22 protein-coding genes and 1 pseudogene are annotated in these 19,401 nt (G+C 39.7%); 12 read left to right on the top strand and 11 right to left on the bottom strand.

Annotated elements, in window-relative coordinates:
* Window positions 1-128 precede the first annotated feature (128 nt).
* From P9B04_RS23080 to P9B04_RS23105, 6 genes are all read left to right on the top strand, one after another.
* A complete protein-coding gene (locus tag P9B04_RS23080) occupies window positions 129-476 on the top strand; it encodes a rubredoxin (RefSeq protein ID WP_342057306.1) in 348 nt (115 codons plus the stop codon).
* A gap of 86 nt (window positions 477-562) precedes the next feature.
* Window positions 563-1,555 carry a photosynthesis system II assembly factor Ycf48 gene (locus P9B04_RS23085; RefSeq protein ID WP_342057307.1) on the top strand — a complete coding sequence of 331 codons (993 nt, stop codon included), beginning with the start codon at window positions 563-565 and terminating at the stop codon, window positions 1,553-1,555.
* 96 nt (window positions 1,556-1,651) lie between these two features.
* Window positions 1,652-1,897: a cytochrome b559 subunit alpha gene (gene psbE / locus P9B04_RS23090; protein ID WP_342057308.1), complete on the top strand. Its 246-nt coding sequence runs from the start codon at window positions 1,652-1,654 to the stop codon at window positions 1,895-1,897.
* Between the two features lie 25 nt (window positions 1,898-1,922).
* On the top strand, window positions 1,923-2,057 hold the full coding sequence (gene psbF / locus P9B04_RS23095) for a cytochrome b559 subunit beta (protein WP_342057309.1): 135 nt from the start codon (window positions 1,923-1,925) through the stop codon (window positions 2,055-2,057).
* A gap of 10 nt (window positions 2,058-2,067) precedes the next feature.
* Window positions 2,068-2,187, top strand: a complete 120-nt coding sequence (locus P9B04_RS23100) for a photosystem II reaction center protein L (protein WP_342057310.1) — start codon at window positions 2,068-2,070, stop codon at window positions 2,185-2,187.
* Between the two features lie 36 nt (window positions 2,188-2,223).
* Complete coding sequence (locus tag P9B04_RS23105) at window positions 2,224-2,343, top strand: photosystem II reaction center protein J (RefSeq protein ID WP_342057311.1); 120 nt, start codon at window positions 2,224-2,226, stop codon at window positions 2,341-2,343.
* A 102-nt stretch (window positions 2,344-2,445) separates the two neighbouring features.
* Here P9B04_RS23105 and P9B04_RS23110 read toward each other — a convergent pair whose 3' ends face one another.
* Window positions 2,446-3,099, bottom strand: a complete 654-nt coding sequence (locus tag P9B04_RS23110) for a cofactor assembly of complex C subunit B (RefSeq protein WP_446718037.1) — start codon at window positions 3,097-3,099, stop codon at window positions 2,446-2,448.
* A 174-nt stretch (window positions 3,100-3,273) separates the two neighbouring features.
* Here P9B04_RS23110 and P9B04_RS23115 point away from each other — a divergent pair, with 174 nt between their 5' ends.
* A complete protein-coding gene (locus P9B04_RS23115) occupies window positions 3,274-3,852 on the top strand; it encodes a glyoxalase-like domain protein (RefSeq protein ID WP_342057312.1) in 579 nt (192 codons plus the stop codon).
* 160 nt (window positions 3,853-4,012) lie between these two features.
* Here the strand turns inward: P9B04_RS23115 and P9B04_RS23120 are convergent, their stop codons facing one another.
* Both P9B04_RS23120 and P9B04_RS23125 read right to left on the bottom strand, forming a co-directional pair.
* Window positions 4,013-4,771 carry a hypothetical protein gene (locus P9B04_RS23120; protein WP_342057313.1) on the bottom strand — a complete coding sequence of 253 codons (759 nt, stop codon included), beginning with the start codon at window positions 4,769-4,771 and terminating at the stop codon, window positions 4,013-4,015.
* 31 nt (window positions 4,772-4,802) lie between these two features.
* Complete coding sequence (locus P9B04_RS23125; RefSeq protein ID WP_342057314.1) at window positions 4,803-5,510, bottom strand: PEP-CTERM sorting domain-containing protein; 708 nt, start codon at window positions 5,508-5,510, stop codon at window positions 4,803-4,805.
* A gap of 543 nt (window positions 5,511-6,053) precedes the next feature.
* Here P9B04_RS23125 and rimP point away from each other — a divergent pair.
* From rimP to P9B04_RS23150, 5 genes are all read left to right on the top strand, one after another.
* Window positions 6,054-6,509, top strand: coding sequence for a ribosome maturation factor RimP (gene rimP / locus P9B04_RS23130; protein WP_342057315.1), 456 nt, complete (start codon window positions 6,054-6,056; stop codon window positions 6,507-6,509).
* A 34-nt stretch (window positions 6,510-6,543) separates the two neighbouring features.
* Complete coding sequence (gene nusA, locus P9B04_RS23135; protein WP_342057316.1) at window positions 6,544-7,830, top strand: transcription termination factor NusA; 1,287 nt, start codon at window positions 6,544-6,546, stop codon at window positions 7,828-7,830.
* Window positions 7,827-8,123, top strand: coding sequence for a YlxR family protein (locus P9B04_RS23140; protein ID WP_342057317.1), 297 nt, complete (start codon window positions 7,827-7,829; stop codon window positions 8,121-8,123). Before nusA ends, P9B04_RS23140 begins: the two co-directional genes overlap by 4 nt.
* Window positions 8,124-8,281: 158 nt before the next feature.
* On the top strand, window positions 8,282-11,293 hold the full coding sequence (gene infB / locus P9B04_RS23145) for a translation initiation factor IF-2 (protein ID WP_342057318.1): 3,012 nt from the start codon (window positions 8,282-8,284) through the stop codon (window positions 11,291-11,293).
* Between the two features lie 122 nt (window positions 11,294-11,415).
* Window positions 11,416-12,591: an LL-diaminopimelate aminotransferase gene (locus P9B04_RS23150; protein WP_342057319.1), complete on the top strand. Its 1,176-nt coding sequence runs from the start codon at window positions 11,416-11,418 to the stop codon at window positions 12,589-12,591.
* Here the strand turns inward: P9B04_RS23150 and P9B04_RS23155 are convergent, their stop codons facing one another.
* The 8 genes and pseudogenes from P9B04_RS23155 to P9B04_RS23190 all read right to left on the bottom strand — a co-directional run.
* Window positions 12,592-13,218, bottom strand: a complete 627-nt coding sequence (locus P9B04_RS23155; protein ID WP_342057320.1) for a hypothetical protein — start codon at window positions 13,216-13,218, stop codon at window positions 12,592-12,594.
* Between the two features lie 23 nt (window positions 13,219-13,241).
* On the bottom strand, window positions 13,242-13,646 hold the full coding sequence (locus P9B04_RS23160; RefSeq protein WP_342057321.1) for a hypothetical protein: 405 nt from the start codon (window positions 13,644-13,646) through the stop codon (window positions 13,242-13,244).
* The gene (locus P9B04_RS23165; protein WP_342057322.1) at window positions 13,643-14,653 is read right to left on the bottom strand and encodes a hypothetical protein; all 1,011 of its coding nucleotides are present in this window, start codon (window positions 14,651-14,653) and stop codon (window positions 13,643-13,645) included. The genes P9B04_RS23160 and P9B04_RS23165 overlap by 4 nt, the downstream gene beginning before the upstream one ends.
* Window positions 14,654-14,667: 14 nt before the next feature.
* Window positions 14,668-15,198 carry a hypothetical protein gene (locus P9B04_RS23170; RefSeq protein ID WP_342057323.1) on the bottom strand — a complete coding sequence of 177 codons (531 nt, stop codon included), beginning with the start codon at window positions 15,196-15,198 and terminating at the stop codon, window positions 14,668-14,670.
* A gap of 56 nt (window positions 15,199-15,254) precedes the next feature.
* The gene (locus P9B04_RS23175; RefSeq protein ID WP_342057324.1) at window positions 15,255-15,845 is read right to left on the bottom strand and encodes a hypothetical protein; all 591 of its coding nucleotides are present in this window, start codon (window positions 15,843-15,845) and stop codon (window positions 15,255-15,257) included.
* Window positions 15,846-15,847: 2 nt separating this feature from the next.
* Entirely contained in the window at window positions 15,848-17,032 is a 1,185-nt protein-coding gene (locus tag P9B04_RS23180; RefSeq protein ID WP_342057325.1) for a hypothetical protein, read from the bottom strand.
* 152 nt (window positions 17,033-17,184) lie between these two features.
* Window positions 17,185-18,951, bottom strand: coding sequence for a hypothetical protein (locus P9B04_RS23185; protein WP_342057326.1), 1,767 nt, complete (start codon window positions 18,949-18,951; stop codon window positions 17,185-17,187).
* Window positions 18,952-19,171: 220 nt separating this feature from the next.
* A pseudogene (locus P9B04_RS23190) lies at window positions 19,172-19,401 on the bottom strand (hypothetical protein); the annotation flags it as partial.

The raw sequence follows: 19,401 nt of genomic DNA on the forward strand, positions 1-19,401 counted from the left end.
CTTTCAGATATCGCTTCTCATATCAACTTTTCTTGGTGCAAGATGTGAGTTTAACAAAATTTGTTGAATTTGTTAAGCTTATGGGATAATTTGTAACATAGAGATTAATATTTGCTCAGAACATGGCAATGACTCAGAAACCCCAAGAAAAGACCTTAGCTGAACTCGCACCAGCCGATCACGAATGTCGCCTTTGTGGCTACGTCTATGAGCCAAGCAAAGGGGACGGAAAAGGAAATATTCCCCCTGGAACCCCATTTGCTGAACTCCCTAGTAGCTGGAAATGTCCCGTCTGCGCTGCCAATACTAACCAGTTCGTCAGCATTGGCGCAAGCAACGCTCCCTCTGGATTCCAAGAGAATTTAACCTATGGTTTCGGGGTGAATAAATTAACCCCAAATCAGAAGAACCTCCTAATTTTCGGTGGACTGGCCATCGGATTTCTGTTTTTCCTCAGTTTATACGGATTAAATTAACTCTGTGACCCCGGTAGCTCTTTAAAAAAAGTGCATTATTACCAAAAAACAAAATCAAACTTTTATCAGACATTTACTTTGTATTTATGAGAAAACTGAAACAAATTGTAATATTAGTAGCCATTTCCTTATTTTGCATTAGCTGCAGTCGAGTCCCTTCCACCCTAGATAACCCCTGGAAATCCCTTTCCTTAGAAACCGATGTCACTTTTGCCGATATCGCCTTTACCGATAACCCCGATCACGGTTGGTTAGTAGGGACAAAAGCAGCTTTATTTGAAACCACCGATGGAGGAGATCACTGGGAAAAACGCGAACTAGATCTCGGTGACGAAAAAGTTAGTTTCACAGGGGTCAGTTTTAATGATGAAGAAGGCTGGATCACAGGAAAACCTGCCATCCTACTACACACAGAAGATGGTGGGGAAAATTGGTCCCGCATTCCTTTGAGCGAGAAGCTACCAGGCGCGCCAGACGGAGTGGTTGCCCTTGCCCCTGAAACCGCCGAGATGGTTACCAACTTAGGAGCTATTTACAAAACCGATAACGGAGGAAAAACCTGGAACGCCCTAGTAGAAGGTGCTGTGGGGGTTGCCCGTAACATTGAGCGAGCTCCCGATGGCCGTTACGTCGCTGTTTCCGCTCGAGGTAACTTTTATTCCACCTGGGAACCTGGACAAAGCGAATGGACTCCCCATAATCGCAACTCATCGCGAAGATTGCAAGCAATGGGTTACAGTGGAGAAGGAGGTTTATGGTTACTCGCAAGAGGCGGACAACTTCAGTTTACTTCCCCAGAAGACCTAGAAGACTGGCAGGAAGTTGTTTATCCTGAACCCTCCACCAGTTGGGGTTTGCTTGACTTAGCCTACCGTACTCCAGAAGAACTCTGGGTATCCGGCGGTAGCGGCAACTTGTTAGTAAGTTCCGATAACGGGGAAACCTGGAAGAAAGACCGCGCTATAGAAAGCGTACCTTCTAACCTTTATAAAATCGTTTTTGTTAACGCAGAAAAAGGTTTCATCTTGGGACAAGAGGGTGTCTTACTTAAGTACGAACCCACCCAAGAAACAGCTTAGAACCCTCTTATTTAGAGAAGTCTGTCACACTTGTATCAGAATCGTAGTAGACTAGAATTTACCATTCGTAGTTAATTTTCAGAGGAGAAACTTGAAATGTCAGGTGTTACCGGAGAACGTCCATTTACAGATATCGTTACCAGTATCCGTTACTGGGTTATTCATAGCATCACCATCCCCATGTTATTCATCGCCGGTTGGTTGTTTGTTAGCACTGGTTTAGCTTACGATGCTTTTGGGACACCTCGTCCCGACCAATATTTTACTCAAGAACGTCAAGAACTACCCATTGTTCAAGACCGTTTTGAAGCAAAAGACCAAATCACAGAATTTAATAACTAGTTTAGTTTATAAGAGGTTTAAAACAATGGTAAATAACGCTCCCAATCAACCCATTACTTATCCTATTTTTACCGTAAGATGGTTAGCAGTTCATACTCTAGCTGTACCTTCCGTTTTCTTTGTTGGCGCCATCGCCGCTATGCAGTTCATTCAACGTTAGGAGTTTATTCATGGACAGAAATCAAAACACCAACCGTCAACCCGTCGAATTGAACCGCACATCCCTATATTTAGGATTACTTTTAATTGCAGTTCTCGGCATTCTCTTTTCTAGCTATTTCTTTAACTAATCCATTTTTTTCAAGTGTTATCTAAGAGGTAAAATCATGTTTGCAGAAGGTAGAATTCCCCTTTGGCTTGTAGGCTTAATCGCTGGAATGGGAGCTATTTCCGTTCTCGGCCTTTTCTTCTATGGAGCTTATGCTGGCTTAGGATCTTCTATGTAGAAGTAAGTTATCAAACATAAGTATAATTTTTAATAACCGCCTATTCGTAACGATAGGCGGTATTTTATTTTATAAATGTCTGTTGATAAGGACTATTACAATTTAGCCTTGTTCAATCAACTCGCTTTCCAATGTTAAAGTTAACTTGTCAGCAATTCCTTCAATCCAATTTTCATCTTGTTTAGTATAGCTACGAGGTACATTTGCTCCCAAAATTATCGCTCCATTACTCCCTAAAGGTTGACAAATAACCCCTTGTGTGTTGGGAGGTAAGTAGTCAAATTCAATTTTCCCAGGATACAAGGTTAAATTAACTAAATAAACAGGCTTTTGCTTTTCTAAGACCCGTTTTAAGATTTTGCCAGGGTTAACTTGAGAATTCTGCCCCAAAATGCCTCGACGTAACAACACTTGATCTTGATAATAGACAACCAAAGACTGAGTTACGGTATTTTTTAAGAGCATTACAGAAGCCCAAGCTAATTCAGTTTTGATATCATCAGATAAATCAGAGTTAAATTCTATCCCTTCCTCTCCAATCAAGGTAACAGCATCAGGTGATCGAGGTTGGATCTGTTGCCAAATCAATCCTACCAAAATTAAGACACCACTTAAAATTACCCCCAAAACATCGGATCTAGCTTGAGATTCGGTCAACTGTACTGTGGTTAAGCGATTTACTAATAATAAAATGCCCCCTAAACCTCCAGCAAAAAGAGGAATCAAGCGTAAAATTCGATTAGGATCTGATGCCATAATAATTGCAAAACCTTTAAAAGAGCTTATTATTGTCTCTATGGGGAGAAATTAGATAAAATTATAGAATAAACTTTAACATACAACTTTTGATCGGTTTCCTTACCTCGAACAAACTAATTTTGTAGTAAAGTAAGACAAACCGGGATCGTTCTTATCCTTAATCTATAATCTATGACCATGGTGACACAGCTTACCTTAACATTCAATTATTTAGGAGCATTTCTGCCCATCGACAGTCTTTTTTCCACACAAGGCATTATGGTGATGCTATTGGGAGCCTACGGGTTAGCTATGTGGATGTTTCTCACAAGTGCGCCCAAAGTTTACACTATCATGGTATCTGATCTAGAGATTGCTCGGCAATTTTATGAAGGATTACTACAGTTAAACGTGGCCGATGTTCCCCTTCATTACTATTACAATTATGAACAAAGTTTAGGAACCGCAGCAATTGACCCGTTTTATGTTTCTTCAGATGCCACGGCAACCCCTACCAGTAATTTTGGTAACAGAGATGGACTTTGGTATCAACTGAAAAAGAACACCCAACTGCATATTATAGGAGGAGCCAGTCACGGCGAGAAAAACCGTCAGCGTCATGTTTGTTTTGATAATGAATGTTTAGAAGACATTTTGTTGAGAATTGAATCTAGACGTTTAAAATACAAAGTTCGCCGCAGAAAGCCCCTCAATTTCTTGGTTAAAGATTTAGACGAAAGAATTATTGAAATGGTAGAAGTTAAAAATTAAACCAAGCAACCTGAATGACTGTTAAGGTTTAGATTGATTAACTTATTAAGCTGTTGTAAGTTTAAAACACTTCTTGGGAATTTTTAGTATAAACCCTCAAAGCTCGTCTTCCTGCTCCCTCTTGCCTTAAATAGTAGTTTAAATGCTTAATAGCAAAAGCTTAGGGTTCAGGTGAATCAGTCACATTAAGTTCCTGTTTCCCTGTGATTTCAATAGTTATGTTGATTCCCCATTGCAGAATTTCTTTTGTGTTCACGTGAACAATCGGAACAATATAACTATACGCGACTACCGGTTGCTCTACGCCATCATCAAAAACCACTAACCTATTTACAGGGATTGCATCATCGTTGATCCATCCATCGGAAATCTCTGAGGGGACTTGGTTTAATAAAGTCCCAACATCTTGTAACTCTTGTGACAGAGTCTCTTCGTCCAGTTGATCAGGAATAATCATTCCTTGCTCCATTAAACCAAGATAATCAGCTAATGTGTCCCTTACTTCTTGCTTATTGCCTTCTCCCAACAAGAGCATCTCAGCAATAACATCTCTAAAGAAAGAAATAGCTGCATCTTTTTGCCCTGTTTGAAACTTACCATCGAGAAGAAAAGTGGAAGCCTTGATTTGTGTTTCTCCTTCCATAGAAATATCAAACAAGCCAAACCATTTTCCATTCTCAATGTGTTTGCAAATCCACCTTTCACTGTTGTGCTGTGTCAGTCCCAAATTTTCAGCAAGTTGTGCTAATCTGTCGGACTCAGGCTTGCCTAAATTATCTGTCAACATTTCAGAAGAAGAATTTTGCCCTGAAATTTGTTCGCACACATTTTCAACAAGAGATTCGCTTTTAACAGGGGAAATTCCTATAATTGAGACAATAATACTTGAAAAAATCAAGCTAACTTTTATAGATACCATAATTGCTCTTCTTAGTCAGAAAAGTAGGTATTTATTCCTCACGACGGCGTGAAAATACCAAAGTTCCCCCAAAAAACATCAAACCAAGCACTAAGGAAGGTTCTGGAATTTCCATCTCGCCCGTACCAGTGCCTGTACCTGTACCGATGCCCGTACCTGTACCGATGCCCGTACCAGTGCCTGTACCTGTACCGATGCCTGTACGGGTTCCTATCCCTAAACCGATGCCAGTGGTGGTTCCTATACCTGGACCAATGCCAGTAGCAGTGCCTGTACCAGTGCCAGTACCTGAACCAGTTCCTATACCAGTACCAGTGCCAGTGCCTGTACCAGTGCCAGTACCTGTTCCAGTGCCTGTACCTGTGTCGGGGGCTGAACTGATGGGACCCGTTATGACTGAACCAGAGGAATCACCAGATAATAGTAATAGTAGTAGTAGCAAAATAGGGATTCCCAGAAGAGCATACTCTAGCCCGATTTGTGTGACACCTGGCTCATCTCCACCAATGGGAATATTAACAGAAGACAAAAAATCTTCATTGTCTCCTCCCACTGAAATAGCGAAAGGATCGGGTGAGGCGATGGTACTAGCTCCGATTTCTCCACCCATAACTAATGAATCTCCAGAAGAGAAACCACTGTCGAAATTGAAGCTTGATGATCGATGTAGGCTGAGGGCTAAGGTTGGACGAGTGATCATCAAACAAGCCAAGAATACAAAAATTTTTAGGAAGTTCATAGGTAACTGAGAGTGGGTTATAATCGGTCCACTAACTAAAAAACGCTAGAACTCCTCAACACCTTCTTACTGTCTCCATTATGTAAATGATCATCGGTATCCTTTGCATACTTAATGATGTGTTTAGATAAGAGATATTGATGCAGTTTAATCAAGAAATTTGTAGAATTGTAATCAATATGAAGCAATTTGTAGACATATAAACGAACTTGTAAACAACCAGTGGTACCTCAGCAGATGGAGTTCGGTGTTAGGATTTAGGAGGGAGGCTCCACCGTAGTTCGCAACGGAGTTGAGTATTTTGTTACGAGATAATTTGAAAAATTCTGTATAAATTTGCTCACATCGAGTTCAGGTTCAAACAACTTCTAAGTAATAAGTTTTGAGTTCTGACCTCGTGAAATAGAACCACTTTTGTGAGACAAGATTTGCTAAACTAATTATCTGAAGCACATTTATGTGGTCAACATGACCGCGTATTCCCAATTGATTTACATTTTAAAGGGAGTGGGGCAACAACCCGCTTTTTTTATTGTTTGAGCAATGACTCATCCTTTGATTCCGCAAATTATCGATTTAGCCACCCCCATTGCCCAAAAAATGGGGTTAGAAATAGTAGATGTGGTGTTTCAAACGAATAAACGCCCCCCTGTTTTACGGGTAGATATTCGTAATCCCACCAGCGATACCAGCTTAAACGACTGCGAGCAGGTCAGTCGTGCTTTAGAATCCATCCTAGATGAGACAGCCATTATGCCTGGGGCTTATGTCTTAGAAATTTCGAGTCCTGGGATTTCCCGCTATTTAAGCAACGAACGAGATTTTATCGCTTTTAAAGGGTTTGAGGTCAACGTTACCACCAACCCCCCGTATATGGACAAAAAACAATGGCAGGGCAGATTACAAGGACGAGACGAAAAGGCAATCTATCTCAATCGTAAAGGACGAGCGATCGCCATACCTTGTTCTCTTGTTACTCAAGTGCAACTAGCAGACTAAACAAAATGGAAAATATTAGGAGGTTTTATTTAAGATGTCATTAGTGAGTTTACCCGGATTGACCCAGATGATCGAAGAGATTAGCCAGAGGCATAATCTACCAAAACTATCGGTTCAAGAAGCCTTAAAAGAAGCCCTGATCAAAGGTTATGAAAGGTTTCGTCGTTCTCAAAATTTAGATCGTCAGCAATTTTATGACGAATATTTTGACAATTTTGAAGTGGAACTGGATACAGAAGAAGAGGGGTTTCGCATTCTTTCCACCAAAAGAATTGTTGAAGAAGTGGAGAATATAGACCATCATATTTCCTTACAAGAAGTGCTAGAAGTAGCACCAGAAGCCCAACTAGGGGATGAAGTGGTATTAGATGTCACCCCTAACCAAAAAGATTTTGGTCGCATGGCCGCCATTCAAACCAAACAAGTATTATTGCAAAAATTACGGGATCAACAACGTAAACTGATTCAAGAAGAATTTCACGAACTAGAAGACACAGTTCTCAGTGCCAGAGTATTACGTTTTGAAAGACAAGACATCATCGTAGCGGTTCAAAGTGCCTTTGGGCAGCCAGAAGTGGAGGCTATTTTACCCAAACGAGAGCAACTCCCTAACGACAACTATCGAGCCAATGCCTCTTTCAAAGTATTGCTCAAAAAAGTTCGAGAAGGTTCTCATCGCGGACCGCAATTATTAGTTTCTCGCGGGGCGGCTGGTTTGGTGGTGGATATGTTTTCTGTGGAAGTCCCAGAAATAGAAGAGGACATCGTCCGTATTGTCGCCGTTTCCAGAGAAGCCAACCCTCCTTCTCGCTATGTGGGTCCGAGAACCAAAATTGCTGTAGATACCCTGGAAAGAGATGTGGACCCGGTGGGAGCTTGTATCGGTGCCAGGGGTTCTCGCATTCAAGCGGTGGTTAACGAACTGAGGGGCGAAAAAATAGACGTTATTCGTTGGTCTCCGGACCCATCTACTTATATTGCCAACGCTTTGAGTCCAGCTCGTGTAGACGAAGTGGTTCTACTAAACGCCGAAGAAAGACACGCTTTAGTATTGGTGGCTGAAGATCAACTCAGTTTAGCCATCGGAAAAGAAGGGCAAAATGTTCGCTTAGCGGCTCGTTTAACCGGGTGGAAAATAGATATCAAAGACGTTCTCCTTCATAAAGCAGAAGTAGAAAAAAGAGAATTAGAAGAGGAAATCAGAGATGAAGAGGATTACAAAGAGGAGGAACATCAACTAGAAGAAACCCCGTTAGCACTTGAAAACGAAGGTTTTGATGAAGATTACCCTGTAGAAAATGTAGAAGATCAACCAATATGAAACCCAATTATCGACGTTGTGTCAGTTGCGGTTGCGTTGCTCCAAAAGAAGCATTTTGGCGAATTGTAAGAGTCTATCCGTCTCGCCAGGTACAATTAGATCAGGGTATGGGCCGCTCTGCCTACCTTTGTCCTAAAAAAAGCTGTCTAACCTTAGCCAACAAAAAAAATCGTTTAGGACGAAGACTGAAAGCCCCTATTCCCGAAACCATCTACCAACAATTGTGGGACCGTTTGCATCAAGTTCTCCCAGACAAGCAGCCCACTCAAAGAAATTTCGGGAAAAATTTATAAGTAAACCCCACTATTATCGTTAGCATAGGAGAGAACATTGTTTTCTGCATCATGATTATTAAACTTAAAACCAACAGCTCAACCTTTGGGCATATCAGTCGCTTTCACCAGCGATTTAAACACTTACAGTAGCCAAAACCTAGTCAGGGGGATAGTGGATGAACAACGCATCAAAAGTCAGAATTTACGATTTGTCAAAGGAATTGGAATTAGAAAACAAAGATATTTTAGAGATTTGCGGGCAGCTTAACATTGCTGTTAAAAGTCACAGTAGCACCATCACCGAATCTGATGCAGATCGCATTAAAGGAATGGTGGACAAATATCGAGCGCAACGAGGAAGCCATCCACAGAAGGATGAAGAAGCATCAGCAGACAACAAACAACAAATTTTAGCCATTCATCACAAACAAACCAATTCTCGTCCTGCTTCTCAGCTCTCAGACTCCCCATCGTCTAACCTCGTGTCTCCTCGTCCCCCTGCTCCCCCTAAACCCTCCGTGTCTCAAAATCCACCACCAAAACCTGTGGCCCCCATAGCAACAGAATCTTCTCAAGTGACCCCCCCATTACCATCCCAACCCTCTCCCCCCTCAGAAAGAACACCAGAAAAATTAGAAGCCTCCTCCGCTAGTCTCTTGGAACCCCCCCAAAGACTTAAACCCCCTACGAAAAAGGTTTCCGAAACTTCTCAAAAACCCATCGCCAAACCAGTAAAGAATAGACCATCTCCAGAAGCTAAAAACAAGGTTAAACCTGTTAAAAAAGCCACCAAAAACACCCCACCTAAACCAAAAGATAAATCTCAAAAACCAACGGTTTCCAAACCAGAGGGATCAACGGATAAACCCACTATCCCGAAAAATCTGAAGAAACCCCAAACAGGCAAACCCGACCTAAAACAACCTGTTGCTCCTCAAGCAGAAGAAGAGAAAATCCCCACCCTAGTAGCTCCATCGGTAAAACCCCCTTCTACTATTCTTGAAGAGGAAGACGATAACGACGATACCATCGAAACCATCCTCAAGCCCAAGCCTCAATTAAAACGCCCTGCACCTCCTCGTACCTCCAAGCGCAAAACCTGGGATGAAGAAGAGGAAGAGCAAGAAACCAAGGCTAAGAACGCAAAGGGTTCAGGGAAGGCAAAACGTCGTTTCCAAGTTATCGAAGATGACGACGACGATTTTGAAGATGAACTCAACGCTAACCCAGTCTCTTTGAGCTTGAGTCTGTCTACCGCTCGCCCCCCCAAACCCAAATCCCAAACTAAACCCGTCGCCACTCCTCAAAAAACGAAAAAACCAACCCTCAAAACGGCGGACAGTCCCAGCGAAAGGAATCGGACAGAACGCCGAGAACGGGTTGAAGTACCCCAAAAACCCGAAAAAATTGTCCTCGAGAGAAACTTAACAGTGAGAGAACTCTCGGAGGAGCTTCGCCTAGCAGAAACGGAAATTATCAAACATCTTTTCTCCAAAGGTATTGCAGTCAATATTACTGAAACCCTCGATCAAGACACAGCGAAAATGGTCACAGAAGCCTTTGGCATCGAGGTAGAAATTCCCGAAGCTCAATCCGCTGCGACTAAAAGCACAGAAATGCTCGACGAGCAAGACTTAGAAAATCTACAACGTCGTCCGCCCGTAGTAACGATTATGGGTCACGTAGACCACGGTAAAACTACCTTGCTCGACTCCATTCGTCAAACCAAAGTGGCTCAGGGAGAAGCAGGGGGCATTACTCAGCATATCGGCGCATATCATGTTGATATTGATCACGAAGGACAATCTCAACAAATTGTCTTCCTGGACACTCCAGGTCACGAGGCTTTTACCGCTATGCGAGCTAGAGGGGCGAGAGTGACGGATATGGCCATTCTAGTGGTGGCGGCCGACGATGGAGTACAACCCCAAACCAGAGAGGCTATTAGCCACGCTCAAGCGGCGGAAGTCCCCATTGTGGTTGCCATCAACAAAATCGATAAACCAGAATCCAACCCCGATCGCATTAAACAAGAACTCTCAGAATTGAGCTTAGTTCCTGAAGAATGGGGCGGTGACACTATTATGGTGCCAGTGAGTGCCTTGAAAGGGGAAAATCTCGATGGCTTATTAGAGATGCTGGTTCTAGTCTCAGAAGTAGAAGAATTAGTTGCTAACCCCGATCGCCTCGCTAAAGGAACAGTTATCGAAGCGAACCTAGATCGCACCAGAGGTCCTGTGGCCACACTCCTGGTACAGAATGGAACCCTGAGAGTGGGTGATGCCATCGTTGCAGGGCCTGTCTTTGGTAAGATCAGGGCGATGATTGACGATCGCGGTAATAAGGTGGAAGAGGCTTTCCCCTCCTTTGCTGTGGAAATTTTGGGATTGAATAGCGTCCCGGCTGCAGGGGATGAATTTGATGTTTATCCCAGTGAAAAAGAAGCTCGCACCGTGGCCGAGGCCAATGCTGAAAATCAACGCCAAAGCCGTCTCCAACAAGCTATGTCCTCCCGTCGTGTCACCTTGAGTAGTCTATCTGCTCAAGCTCAAGAAGGGGAGTTAAAAGAACTCAATCTTATCCTCAAAGCGGATGTTCAAGGGTCTGTTGAGGCTATTCTTGGCTCCTTAGAACAGTTACCCCAAGACGAGGTACAAATACGGGTTCTCTTAGCCTCTCCTGGGGAAGTAACAGAAACGGATGTGGATTTAGCCGCAGCCAGTGGAGCGGTGATTATCGGTTTCAATACTACCTTAGCTAGTGGTGCTAGGGGCGCAGCTGATCACGAAGGGGTAGATATTCGTGAATACGATATTATCTACAAACTCTTCGATGACATCGAGGGTGCGATGGAAGGATTACTCGAACCCGAAGAAGTAGAATCTCCCCTGGGACAAGCGGAAGTTCGGGCTGTTTTCCCCGTTGGTCGTGGTGCAGTGGCTGGCTGTTATGTACAATCGGGTAAAGTGATTCGTAATCGTTACGTTCGTGTCCTCAGAGGTAACAAAGTGGTTTACAAAGGAAATCTCGATTCCCTCAAACGGATAAAAGAAGACGTGCGAGAAGTTAACTCCGGTTATGAGTGTGGTATCGGTATCGATAAATTCAGCGACTGGCAAGAAGGGGACACCATCGAAGCTTACGAAATGGTGATGAAACGCCGTACCTTAGCTGGAAAATCAAGCTAACCCCCGTTGTTATGGGGTGGGGAGTGTGGGAAGTGTGGGGAGAATAGAAGCAATATTAATATTTTGCTCCCCCTGCTCCCCCTTTCCCCTTGCTCCCCCATCATCTCACTCACACATTCACCATGCACTTCGCTAAGCGTATTCAAGCTTTAGAAAAAAATGTCTTTGCTGATATGGACAGGGCAAAGTCTCAAGCTATCAGCAACGGCAAAACTATTATTGATTTATCTCTGGGATCATCTGATTTACCAGCAGATCCAGAAGCGATCGCAGAAATCACTGCTTCTCTCGAAGATACCACTACTCACGGTTACCTACTACATCATGGAACCCTGAACTTCCGAAAAACCGTAGCTCAATGGTACACTGAGCGTTTTGGGGTGGAAGTAGATCCTCACACCGAAGTTTTAACCCTCATCGGTTCCCAGGAAGGAACAGCTCATTTACCTCTCGCTTTGCTCGATCCAGGGGATTTTGCCCTCTTACTGGATCCAGGTTATCCCTCCCATGCAGGGGGTGTCTATTTGGCGGGGGGTGAAATTTATCCTATGCCATTGTTGGCTGAAAATGGCTTTTTACCTGTGTTTGAGGATATTCCCTCTCAAATCTTGGCTAAAGCTAGATTAATGGTTTTGAGCTATCCCCACAACCCTACCACGGCAACTGCCTCTTTATCTTTTTTCCAAGAAGCAGTAACTTTTTGTCGGGAACATGAATTAGTTTTGGTTCATGATTTTCCCTATGTAGATATTGTTTTTGAGGGTATGAGTCAGCCTCCTTCTATTTTACAGGCTGATCCCACAAAATCGATTTCTATTGAGTTTTTTACCCTTTCTAAGTCCTATAATATGGGAGGGTTTAGGATTGGTTATGCCATCGGTAATAGGGAAATTATCCAAGCTTTAAGACGGGTAAAAGCAGTGGTGGATTTTAATCAGTATCAAGGCATTTTAAACGGTGCGATCGCTGCTTTAACGGGCAATCAAACAACAGTTGAAAAAACAGTAACTCGTCTTGAAATCCGACGAGATACCTTCATTAATGCTCTCAATAACATCGGTTGGCAAGTTACACCCCCTCAAGCAACTATGTATGTCTGGGCAAAATTACCCGAACCTTGGGAAAATAAATCTGTTGAGTTTTGTACTGAGTTAGTAGCAGGCACAGGGGTTGCAGCATCCCCAGGTGCAGGGTTTGGGAAACAAGGGGAAGGTTATGTTAGATTTGCTTTAGTTCATGATCCTGATATTCTAGAAATCGCTGTAAAAAAGATTGCTCAATTTCTTAAAGATAAATAATTAATTCTTTTTCATATATCTAATAATGTTATGATAACCTCTTCTTCCTTCGTTGTTAATTTCACCTTTCGAGTAAAATTCATTAATAACACCATCTCTCTTAAATAGTTCAGCTTTTTTTTCTAGATCAAGAAGATATCTACCATCCACCATTTGATCAGCTGCGTCAGTAATGAAACAATTTCGAACAGTTCTTCCATTCTCGTTTGCATAAGTATAAATCTTTGTAGCTACATCCAGTCCGTTATAATTTTGGCGTGTTTGATCATTGGTATATGGTTCAAACAAAATTTGCTCAGTCATTACAAATCGGATACGTTTATGTTCTTTAAAAATGTCAAGAGCTTCTCGAGCATAAGGGGTAGAGTGACATTCAAATCCCGCTTTGTTGAATTCCATTGTGTGTGTATTTCTCCAGTCTGAGTCGTGATCTACAATTAAAACTTCATTTCCTTTTATTATGCCCTCAATCAAAACCTTCAAAATTGGGGGAATAGCCCCACCTATAATAGCTCCAATAATAGCACCTGGTGGACCCCAGACTAATCCAGGTAAAGCCCCCACCAATGCACCGATTGTACTGGGAAGAACATCATCTAAAGACTTTTTAATCTCTTGTTTATCCATATTTTTATAACTAACAAATAATTTCAGATATTCGGTAAGTTTTCTTGTACCTCTTCTAGAAAATTATCTCCTAAAGGGTAAATTTCCTTAACTGTGTCGAGTAATTTTGATAAAGGTATGTTAATTTCCCAAACTCTAGAAGCGTCACTACCTTGGTGCAGAATTGGGTGTTGATCTCTTAGAGAATCAAGCGGTTCAGAAGATAGAATTATAACTGGACCAGGAAAATCTGTGCGACGAAGTTGGACTAGGGTGTCGACTTCGTTTTGAGCTAACACAGCTAATGACTGCTGTGGGGCGTTTAAACCCTGTCTTATCTCGGAATGGCTGATAAACCTAGACTGACATCCTAAGAAGGTTGAAAGAACGGTTGCTATGGCCATACTTTTTGGACAGTCTTGAAGTGCTAGTATAATTTCGGGGTTCACTGTTTATTCATTCCCTCCAATTTCTGAGCGATCGCCTCATAAGCTTTACACACTATTTTAGGATACTGAATCTCATCTTGATAAGCTATCATATTAATCAATAGTTCTAAGTCTTTTGGTAAAGAATCAGAGTTTCTATCGACAATTTGCCACTCTTCTGTTAAGGAACTAGATAACTTTTCTTTATCACCCAAAACTGTAAGCCACCATCTTGTCTTTTTAACCTCTTCCATTTTACTACCTAAGTTCATCAGTCCCCAAGATTCTCCATTTTCCTGAACAAAATTACGTTTCCATTGCCTTCGTTCAAGTGCCGAAGCAATCTCTTCATAATCCTGAGAAATCACTTCCAAATCTAATAAAAATTGAGCATGAATTATAAGATAACCTTCACAAAGAATGAAAAGAGCCGGCAATAGTTCTATATTGCTATGAGAATCAAGCCATTGCTCTATTTTTTCGGTATCCACACTCGGTATTATATAATCTTCATCAGATATATCTGGAAAATATAGTTTTCGGGCTTGCCCTATCGAGTTTGGATGTCGAGTATAGTACCTTATTCGTTCTTTTGGAATTTTGTTGTTTTTAACAAACTTATATCCATAAAGTTCTTTATCTTGATTATTTCCTGAGGCATTCAAATTTTGGACATCAATCAAAAACAATGTGTCTTCTGTATTCAAATCGTCAATATGTTCATCACAAAATTCAAAGCTTGTGACTGCAAAAGCGAAACTTTTCGGTTCACAAGCGTTTTTATTTGCTAATAACCACTTTCCCTGAACAGGTAATCTATCTGGTAAATCGTCTGGATCATCATCTTGATAATTATCTAAAAAGTTATCAATCCAGACTTTTCCGATATTAGGGATATTATTTCGGTTTCTGTTTGGCATGATGTCTTGAGAAAGATCATCGGGTGGAAAGAAAGCATCATCTACCCAGATAATTCTCAACGGTTTATTTTCAGGGGAAACTACCCAGTAAATATATTCTTCCATCATTAATTTACCTCCTTTTATAGAAAAGAATCAATCCATTGCTCTAACTGTTTTGTATCGGTATCAGGTATTATATAACCTTCATAGGATATATCTAGAAAATAAAGTCTTCGAGCCTGTACTTGACTAGTTGGATATCGGGTATAGTATTTTACCCGGTCTGTTGGAAGTTGATTGTTTTTAACCCATTTATATCCATATAGGTTTGGATTTTGAACACCTAAAGCATTCAAATTTTGCACATCAATCAAAAACAATGTTTCTTCTGTATTCAACTCATTAATATGTTGCTCACAAAATTCAAAACTAGTTACACCAAAACCATTTTTTTTCTGTTCACAAATCTTTTTATTAGCCAATAACCACTTTCCCTGAACAGGTAATGTATCTGGTAAATCATCTGGATCATCATCTTGATAATTATCTAAAAAGTTATCAATCCAGACTTTTCCGATGTTGGGAACATTGTTTCGGTTTCTGTTTACCTTGATGTCTTGAGTGAGATTATCGGGGGGAAAGAAAGCATCATCTACCCAGATAATTCTCAACGGTTTATTTTCGGGGGAAACTACCCAATAAATATCTTGTTACATAATTCATTGACCTACCCTTTTAGAAAAGAATCAACCCATGATTCTAGGCTTTTTGTATTATCAGAACTGGGAATGATGAAATCTTGATCTTTTATATCAGGAAATTTCTGTTTTCTAATTCCCTTAATATCCAACTTGTCACTATTGCGAGTATAATACATAACTCGCTCTCTTGGAAGTTGGTTATTTTTAACAAACTGGTATCCATATAGTTCAGAATTTAGAGAACTTAGAACATTGATGTTTTGCGCATCAATGAGAAACAAGGTTTTGTCCGTATTCAACTCATCAATATGTTCCTCACCATATTTAAAGCTAGTTACCCCAAAGCCAATATTTTTCTCTTGACACATATTTTTCTTGAGCAATAACCACTTTGCTTGATTGGGTAATGCATCTGGTAAATCATCTGGATCATCATCTTGATAATCATCTAAAAAGTTATCAAGCCAGACTTTTCCAATATTAGGAATATTATTTCGGTTTCTTTTTACCGTGATATCTTGAGGAGGGTTATCGGGTGGAAAAAAAGTATCATCTACCCAGACAATTCTCAACAGTTCATTTTCATAGGGAACTAGCCAGTAAATAAATTCTTCCATTGTTAATTCTCCTTTGCTAAACATCGAATCCAAGAACCATCTTGAATCTTTGGATTTTGAACTCGCCAAATTGGTTCTAAATGGGGAGTTAAAATGTCTAGTGTCTTTTTTTGATTACTTTGTTCAGTCAATGGTTGCACATCATCTAAACAAGGGTTTTTAACATAAATTTTACTATTATTTTTAACATAAACCTCTATAGTGTTCCTTAGATTTTGCTTTGCAGAATTAGAATTATTAATTAAGTATCGCTGTGTATGTTCTATTGCATCTTTTAGTAGAAACACTAAAATAGCTATAAATACACCAATTTGGATCTCTGAACACAAACCCAAATATTCAGCAGAGATATTTCCGCTTGTTTGTACACGTAACGATTTTAACTGTTTAGGGAAAATACCATCGTTAGCTAATCTTGCCTCAGCTAAATCCCTGGCAAGGCAATTTTCTCCAGTTAATAGCTCAACAATTTCCTCAGAAAAACCGTTTTCACTAAGATTCTCTTGACCAGGTAAGCGGGAAAAGAAACGATTCATTTCATCAGAATTCAATTCACCTGAAACTAGTAATGCTTGCCAAGCAATAAAGTTTAAAGAGATTGGTATTTGGAAGTCTTCATGTTTTTCCTTATACTTTTCTAATTTCTTCATGCCAGCTTTCAGTGACGTACCCAGAGTATGCCGTAAAGACTGACCAACACTTAGTGCTTTCTCTTTCTGGATTAGTGCTTTCTCCCTCTCTAGTACAGCCAATGCGTAATTAATCCATTGTTGTAAGTGAACTTTATCGATTTCAGGAGATAGATGAGGAGAAATATATTCGCTTAAGGATAATTCTAAGCCGTGGTTATTCTTAATGTCCTCTAGCTGAGGTTGACCTTGTGTATAAAATTTTCTTCTTCGAGGTGGAATGTTTAATTCTTCAGCTAAAAAATAACCCTCATGTAGCTCATCTTCTGAACAAACTTCTGGAACCTGAATCACAAATAATGTTTCCATTGTATTACCATGGGAACTGTTCATCAATTTTTTAGCTTCGGCAATTGTAGCTTGAGTAAAATCAATATTATTCTCTGAGCATACTTGTTCAAAAGTCCTGATTAGAGTCTCATTTATTTGATTTGGTGGATCATCACTGACAAAAATTAAATTTAGTCTCATAATGTTTATTGTATAAATATTTTGCATATTTTCCTAGCATAAGATAAGCTTTAGCAATCAAAACATATTTTGTAATAATGAATAATAATATTTGTAATTTTAGGAAATAGGTAAGAAGAAAATATATATTATGAGGTTCCAGAAAAAATTGTATTATTGATGGATAACATAATTTTAATTTACTTTATCCTTAACTCCCAAGATGCTGTTTCATTTGGAGAATAAATCTCACAAACTTCTACCTCAGAAATTAGAAATTTTTTGAATAAACTGATAGCTTGGTCTTTTATTTCATAACCTTCTATTGCTCCCCAATTCATACGTTCTGATTTTGGGTAGGTAATAACTACCAGTTTTTTTTGGATTGTTACTTCAACCTGTTGATTATTTACATCATTGACACAACTAAGATAACGTTCTGTCGATTCAAGACTTTCTTTAAGAAGGATAATTAACAAGGCAATAAAAACCCTAACTTTAATATCATCAGTTAAACCCAGTTCACCAAAAGACATATGTCCCTTTACAACTACTTTGGGTTTTTTAAGCTGTTTACTAAAAATAGGGTTTGAGTGAGTTGATAAGCTATATTCTGTTAAACATCTAGACATTCCTCTCTCATTACTGAGTTCATCAAAAAATTCTCTTCCTAGTCCTTTTTCCTTTAAGATATCTTCAATAGGTAGCCAAAAAATGAATTTTTTTAATTCTTCTCTATCGTCTGATAATCGAGCATACAAAGCAGTTTCAACTGCGACAACATAAAGAGCAATTGGTATTTCAAAATCTGGGTGAGTCTTTTGATATTTTGTGAGTTGTTTGACTGATTCAGAAAAGGCATAGGGAATATAGTGCAAAATCGATGCCATTGAATCATATTGGGCCCTTTGTACAGATGCTTTAGTATTGCTTTGTTTCATGGTAGCTACGTCTAACTGGTTTTTTATCCATAGTCCGAGGTCCTTAATAGAATTATTTTTGTTACCTAATGCTTCGTCAAACTCACCATAAAAAAATGCTCCCCCACCCTGCAGTGCTTTCTGATTTTCGTTACCTCGACCAGACGGTCGTAAAACAGGAATGAGCAAGGCAATATTGACATCAATTATAGTATTGATATGACTATATTTTTTCTCGGCTTTTACAAAGACCTTCTCAGGAAGTTCTAGCCAAAAATTACCTATGTACTTTCGAAGATTACCTGTTTCGGTTGAGGCAGACTCATTATTTCTTCGACTATCAATGTTATTTTCCGGAGCAACTTCATATATTGTTCCGATCCTGATAAGACAGTATATATCCTCATCGCCATTTGTATCAAGTTCAGGAGAGGAAAAACTTGCTTTATAGTCAAGGTGAACTAGAGGAAAATCATATAGACTAGCATTGGAAAGTATTTGTCCCCTGGAAGGATTTTTACTCCCGAGAGTGTTGTTTCTCAGTTCTCTCATATAGTCAGCAATTAACTCTTTGTGAGGTGCAAATATAAATGTATAAAAAAGGGTAGAACTAGTATCTTCGGGATCGAAGAGAGAGATTTCAATAAGTGAAGTCTTAAACTTATATTTTTCTCGCAATATTTTGATTAACTGGTAAAATTGTTCGTTCAGTTTTTTCAAGTTTTCCTCAAGTTTTTTATCTCGCTTATCCATTTCTTCCAAATCATCTCTATGCTCTTCTTTCTCCCACTTCTTAAATTCATTTTGATTAGTAAAATAAAAACGTTCATCAATACCCTTATCTACTCTAGGACTTAACTTAAAACCTAAACCAATAATTTCAAGATCTTCGTTCTTTGTCTGAACCCAATGGTTATCATCATTTTGAACATTCTCAGGAGGTGAAACCATGACGCCTATAACATCACTCACTTGCTTCCCTAGATCATAAAAAATTTCGAATTGAGAGTCATTGTTGTTGAAACCGTGAATTGTTAAATCAGCCATAATTTTTTTAATGATATCGGAGCAAATGTATAAAAAAAGTTTATTCTGAGTTTACGTGCCAGCCTTTATTTAATCATACATAGATTTTTTCCGTGTCTGGCAAAATAAGCAGATATTAACTTCCTATCTTTTACAAAATGTTTATTTTTATAATCGACAATAATAGACCCTTATATATTTTGTAAAAGCTTACTATAAGACTTATATTTTAATTCTTAAATTAACCATAAAAATCTTTCATTATATCAGAACGAATCTCTAAAAACTCTTTTTGAGTTCGACTCCTGGGTTTACTTAATTGTACATAAATTTGTTTTCGTGTTAACGCAGGCCGAGGAGATAATAGAATAATTTTATGACTTAGAAATATTGCTTCATCTACATCATGAGTGACCATAAATGCAGAAATGTTGAATGTTAGAAAAAAGCCTGGAAAAAATCTGTTTAAAA

This window comes from Crocosphaera sp. Alani8 (genome assembly GCF_038442745.1).
GTDB lineage: Bacteria > Cyanobacteriota > Cyanobacteriia > Cyanobacteriales > Microcystaceae > Crocosphaera.

Bases quoted from the DNA above. Each gene is read 5' to 3' on its own strand.
- P9B04_RS23080 (WP_342057306.1), top strand. From the start codon at position 129: ATGACTCAGAAACCCCAAGAAAAGACCTTAGCTGAACTCGCACCAGCC.
- P9B04_RS23085 (WP_342057307.1), top strand. From the start codon at position 563: ATGAGAAAACTGAAACAAATTGTAATATTAGTAGCCATTTCCTTATTT.
- psbE (WP_342057308.1), top strand. From the start codon at position 1,652: ATGTCAGGTGTTACCGGAGAACGTCCATTTACAGATATCGTTACCAGT.
- psbF (WP_342057309.1), top strand. From the start codon at position 1,923: ATGGTAAATAACGCTCCCAATCAACCCATTACTTATCCTATTTTTACC.
- P9B04_RS23100 (WP_342057310.1), top strand. From the start codon at position 2,068: ATGGACAGAAATCAAAACACCAACCGTCAACCCGTCGAATTGAACCGC.
- P9B04_RS23105 (WP_342057311.1), top strand. From the start codon at position 2,224: ATGTTTGCAGAAGGTAGAATTCCCCTTTGGCTTGTAGGCTTAATCGCT.
- P9B04_RS23110 (WP_446718037.1), bottom strand. From the start codon at position 3,099: ATGGCATCAGATCCTAATCGAATTTTACGCTTGATTCCTCTTTTTGCT.
- P9B04_RS23115 (WP_342057312.1), top strand. From the start codon at position 3,274: ATGACCATGGTGACACAGCTTACCTTAACATTCAATTATTTAGGAGCA.
- P9B04_RS23120 (WP_342057313.1), bottom strand. From the start codon at position 4,771: ATGGTATCTATAAAAGTTAGCTTGATTTTTTCAAGTATTATTGTCTCA.
- P9B04_RS23125 (WP_342057314.1), bottom strand. From the start codon at position 5,510: ATGAACTTCCTAAAAATTTTTGTATTCTTGGCTTGTTTGATGATCACT.
- rimP (WP_342057315.1), top strand. From the start codon at position 6,054: ATGACTCATCCTTTGATTCCGCAAATTATCGATTTAGCCACCCCCATT.
- nusA (WP_342057316.1), top strand. From the start codon at position 6,544: ATGTCATTAGTGAGTTTACCCGGATTGACCCAGATGATCGAAGAGATT.
- P9B04_RS23140 (WP_342057317.1), top strand. From the start codon at position 7,827: ATGAAACCCAATTATCGACGTTGTGTCAGTTGCGGTTGCGTTGCTCCA.
- infB (WP_342057318.1), top strand. From the start codon at position 8,282: ATGAACAACGCATCAAAAGTCAGAATTTACGATTTGTCAAAGGAATTG.
- P9B04_RS23150 (WP_342057319.1), top strand. From the start codon at position 11,416: ATGCACTTCGCTAAGCGTATTCAAGCTTTAGAAAAAAATGTCTTTGCT.
- P9B04_RS23155 (WP_342057320.1), bottom strand. From the start codon at position 13,218: ATGGATAAACAAGAGATTAAAAAGTCTTTAGATGATGTTCTTCCCAGT.
- P9B04_RS23165 (WP_342057322.1), bottom strand. From the start codon at position 14,653: ATGATGGAAGAATATATTTACTGGGTAGTTTCCCCTGAAAATAAACCG.
- P9B04_RS23175 (WP_342057324.1), bottom strand. From the start codon at position 15,845: ATGGAAGAATTTATTTACTGGCTAGTTCCCTATGAAAATGAACTGTTG.
- P9B04_RS23180 (WP_342057325.1), bottom strand. From the start codon at position 17,032: ATGCAAAATATTTATACAATAAACATTATGAGACTAAATTTAATTTTT.
- P9B04_RS23185 (WP_342057326.1), bottom strand. From the start codon at position 18,951: ATGGCTGATTTAACAATTCACGGTTTCAACAACAATGACTCTCAATTC.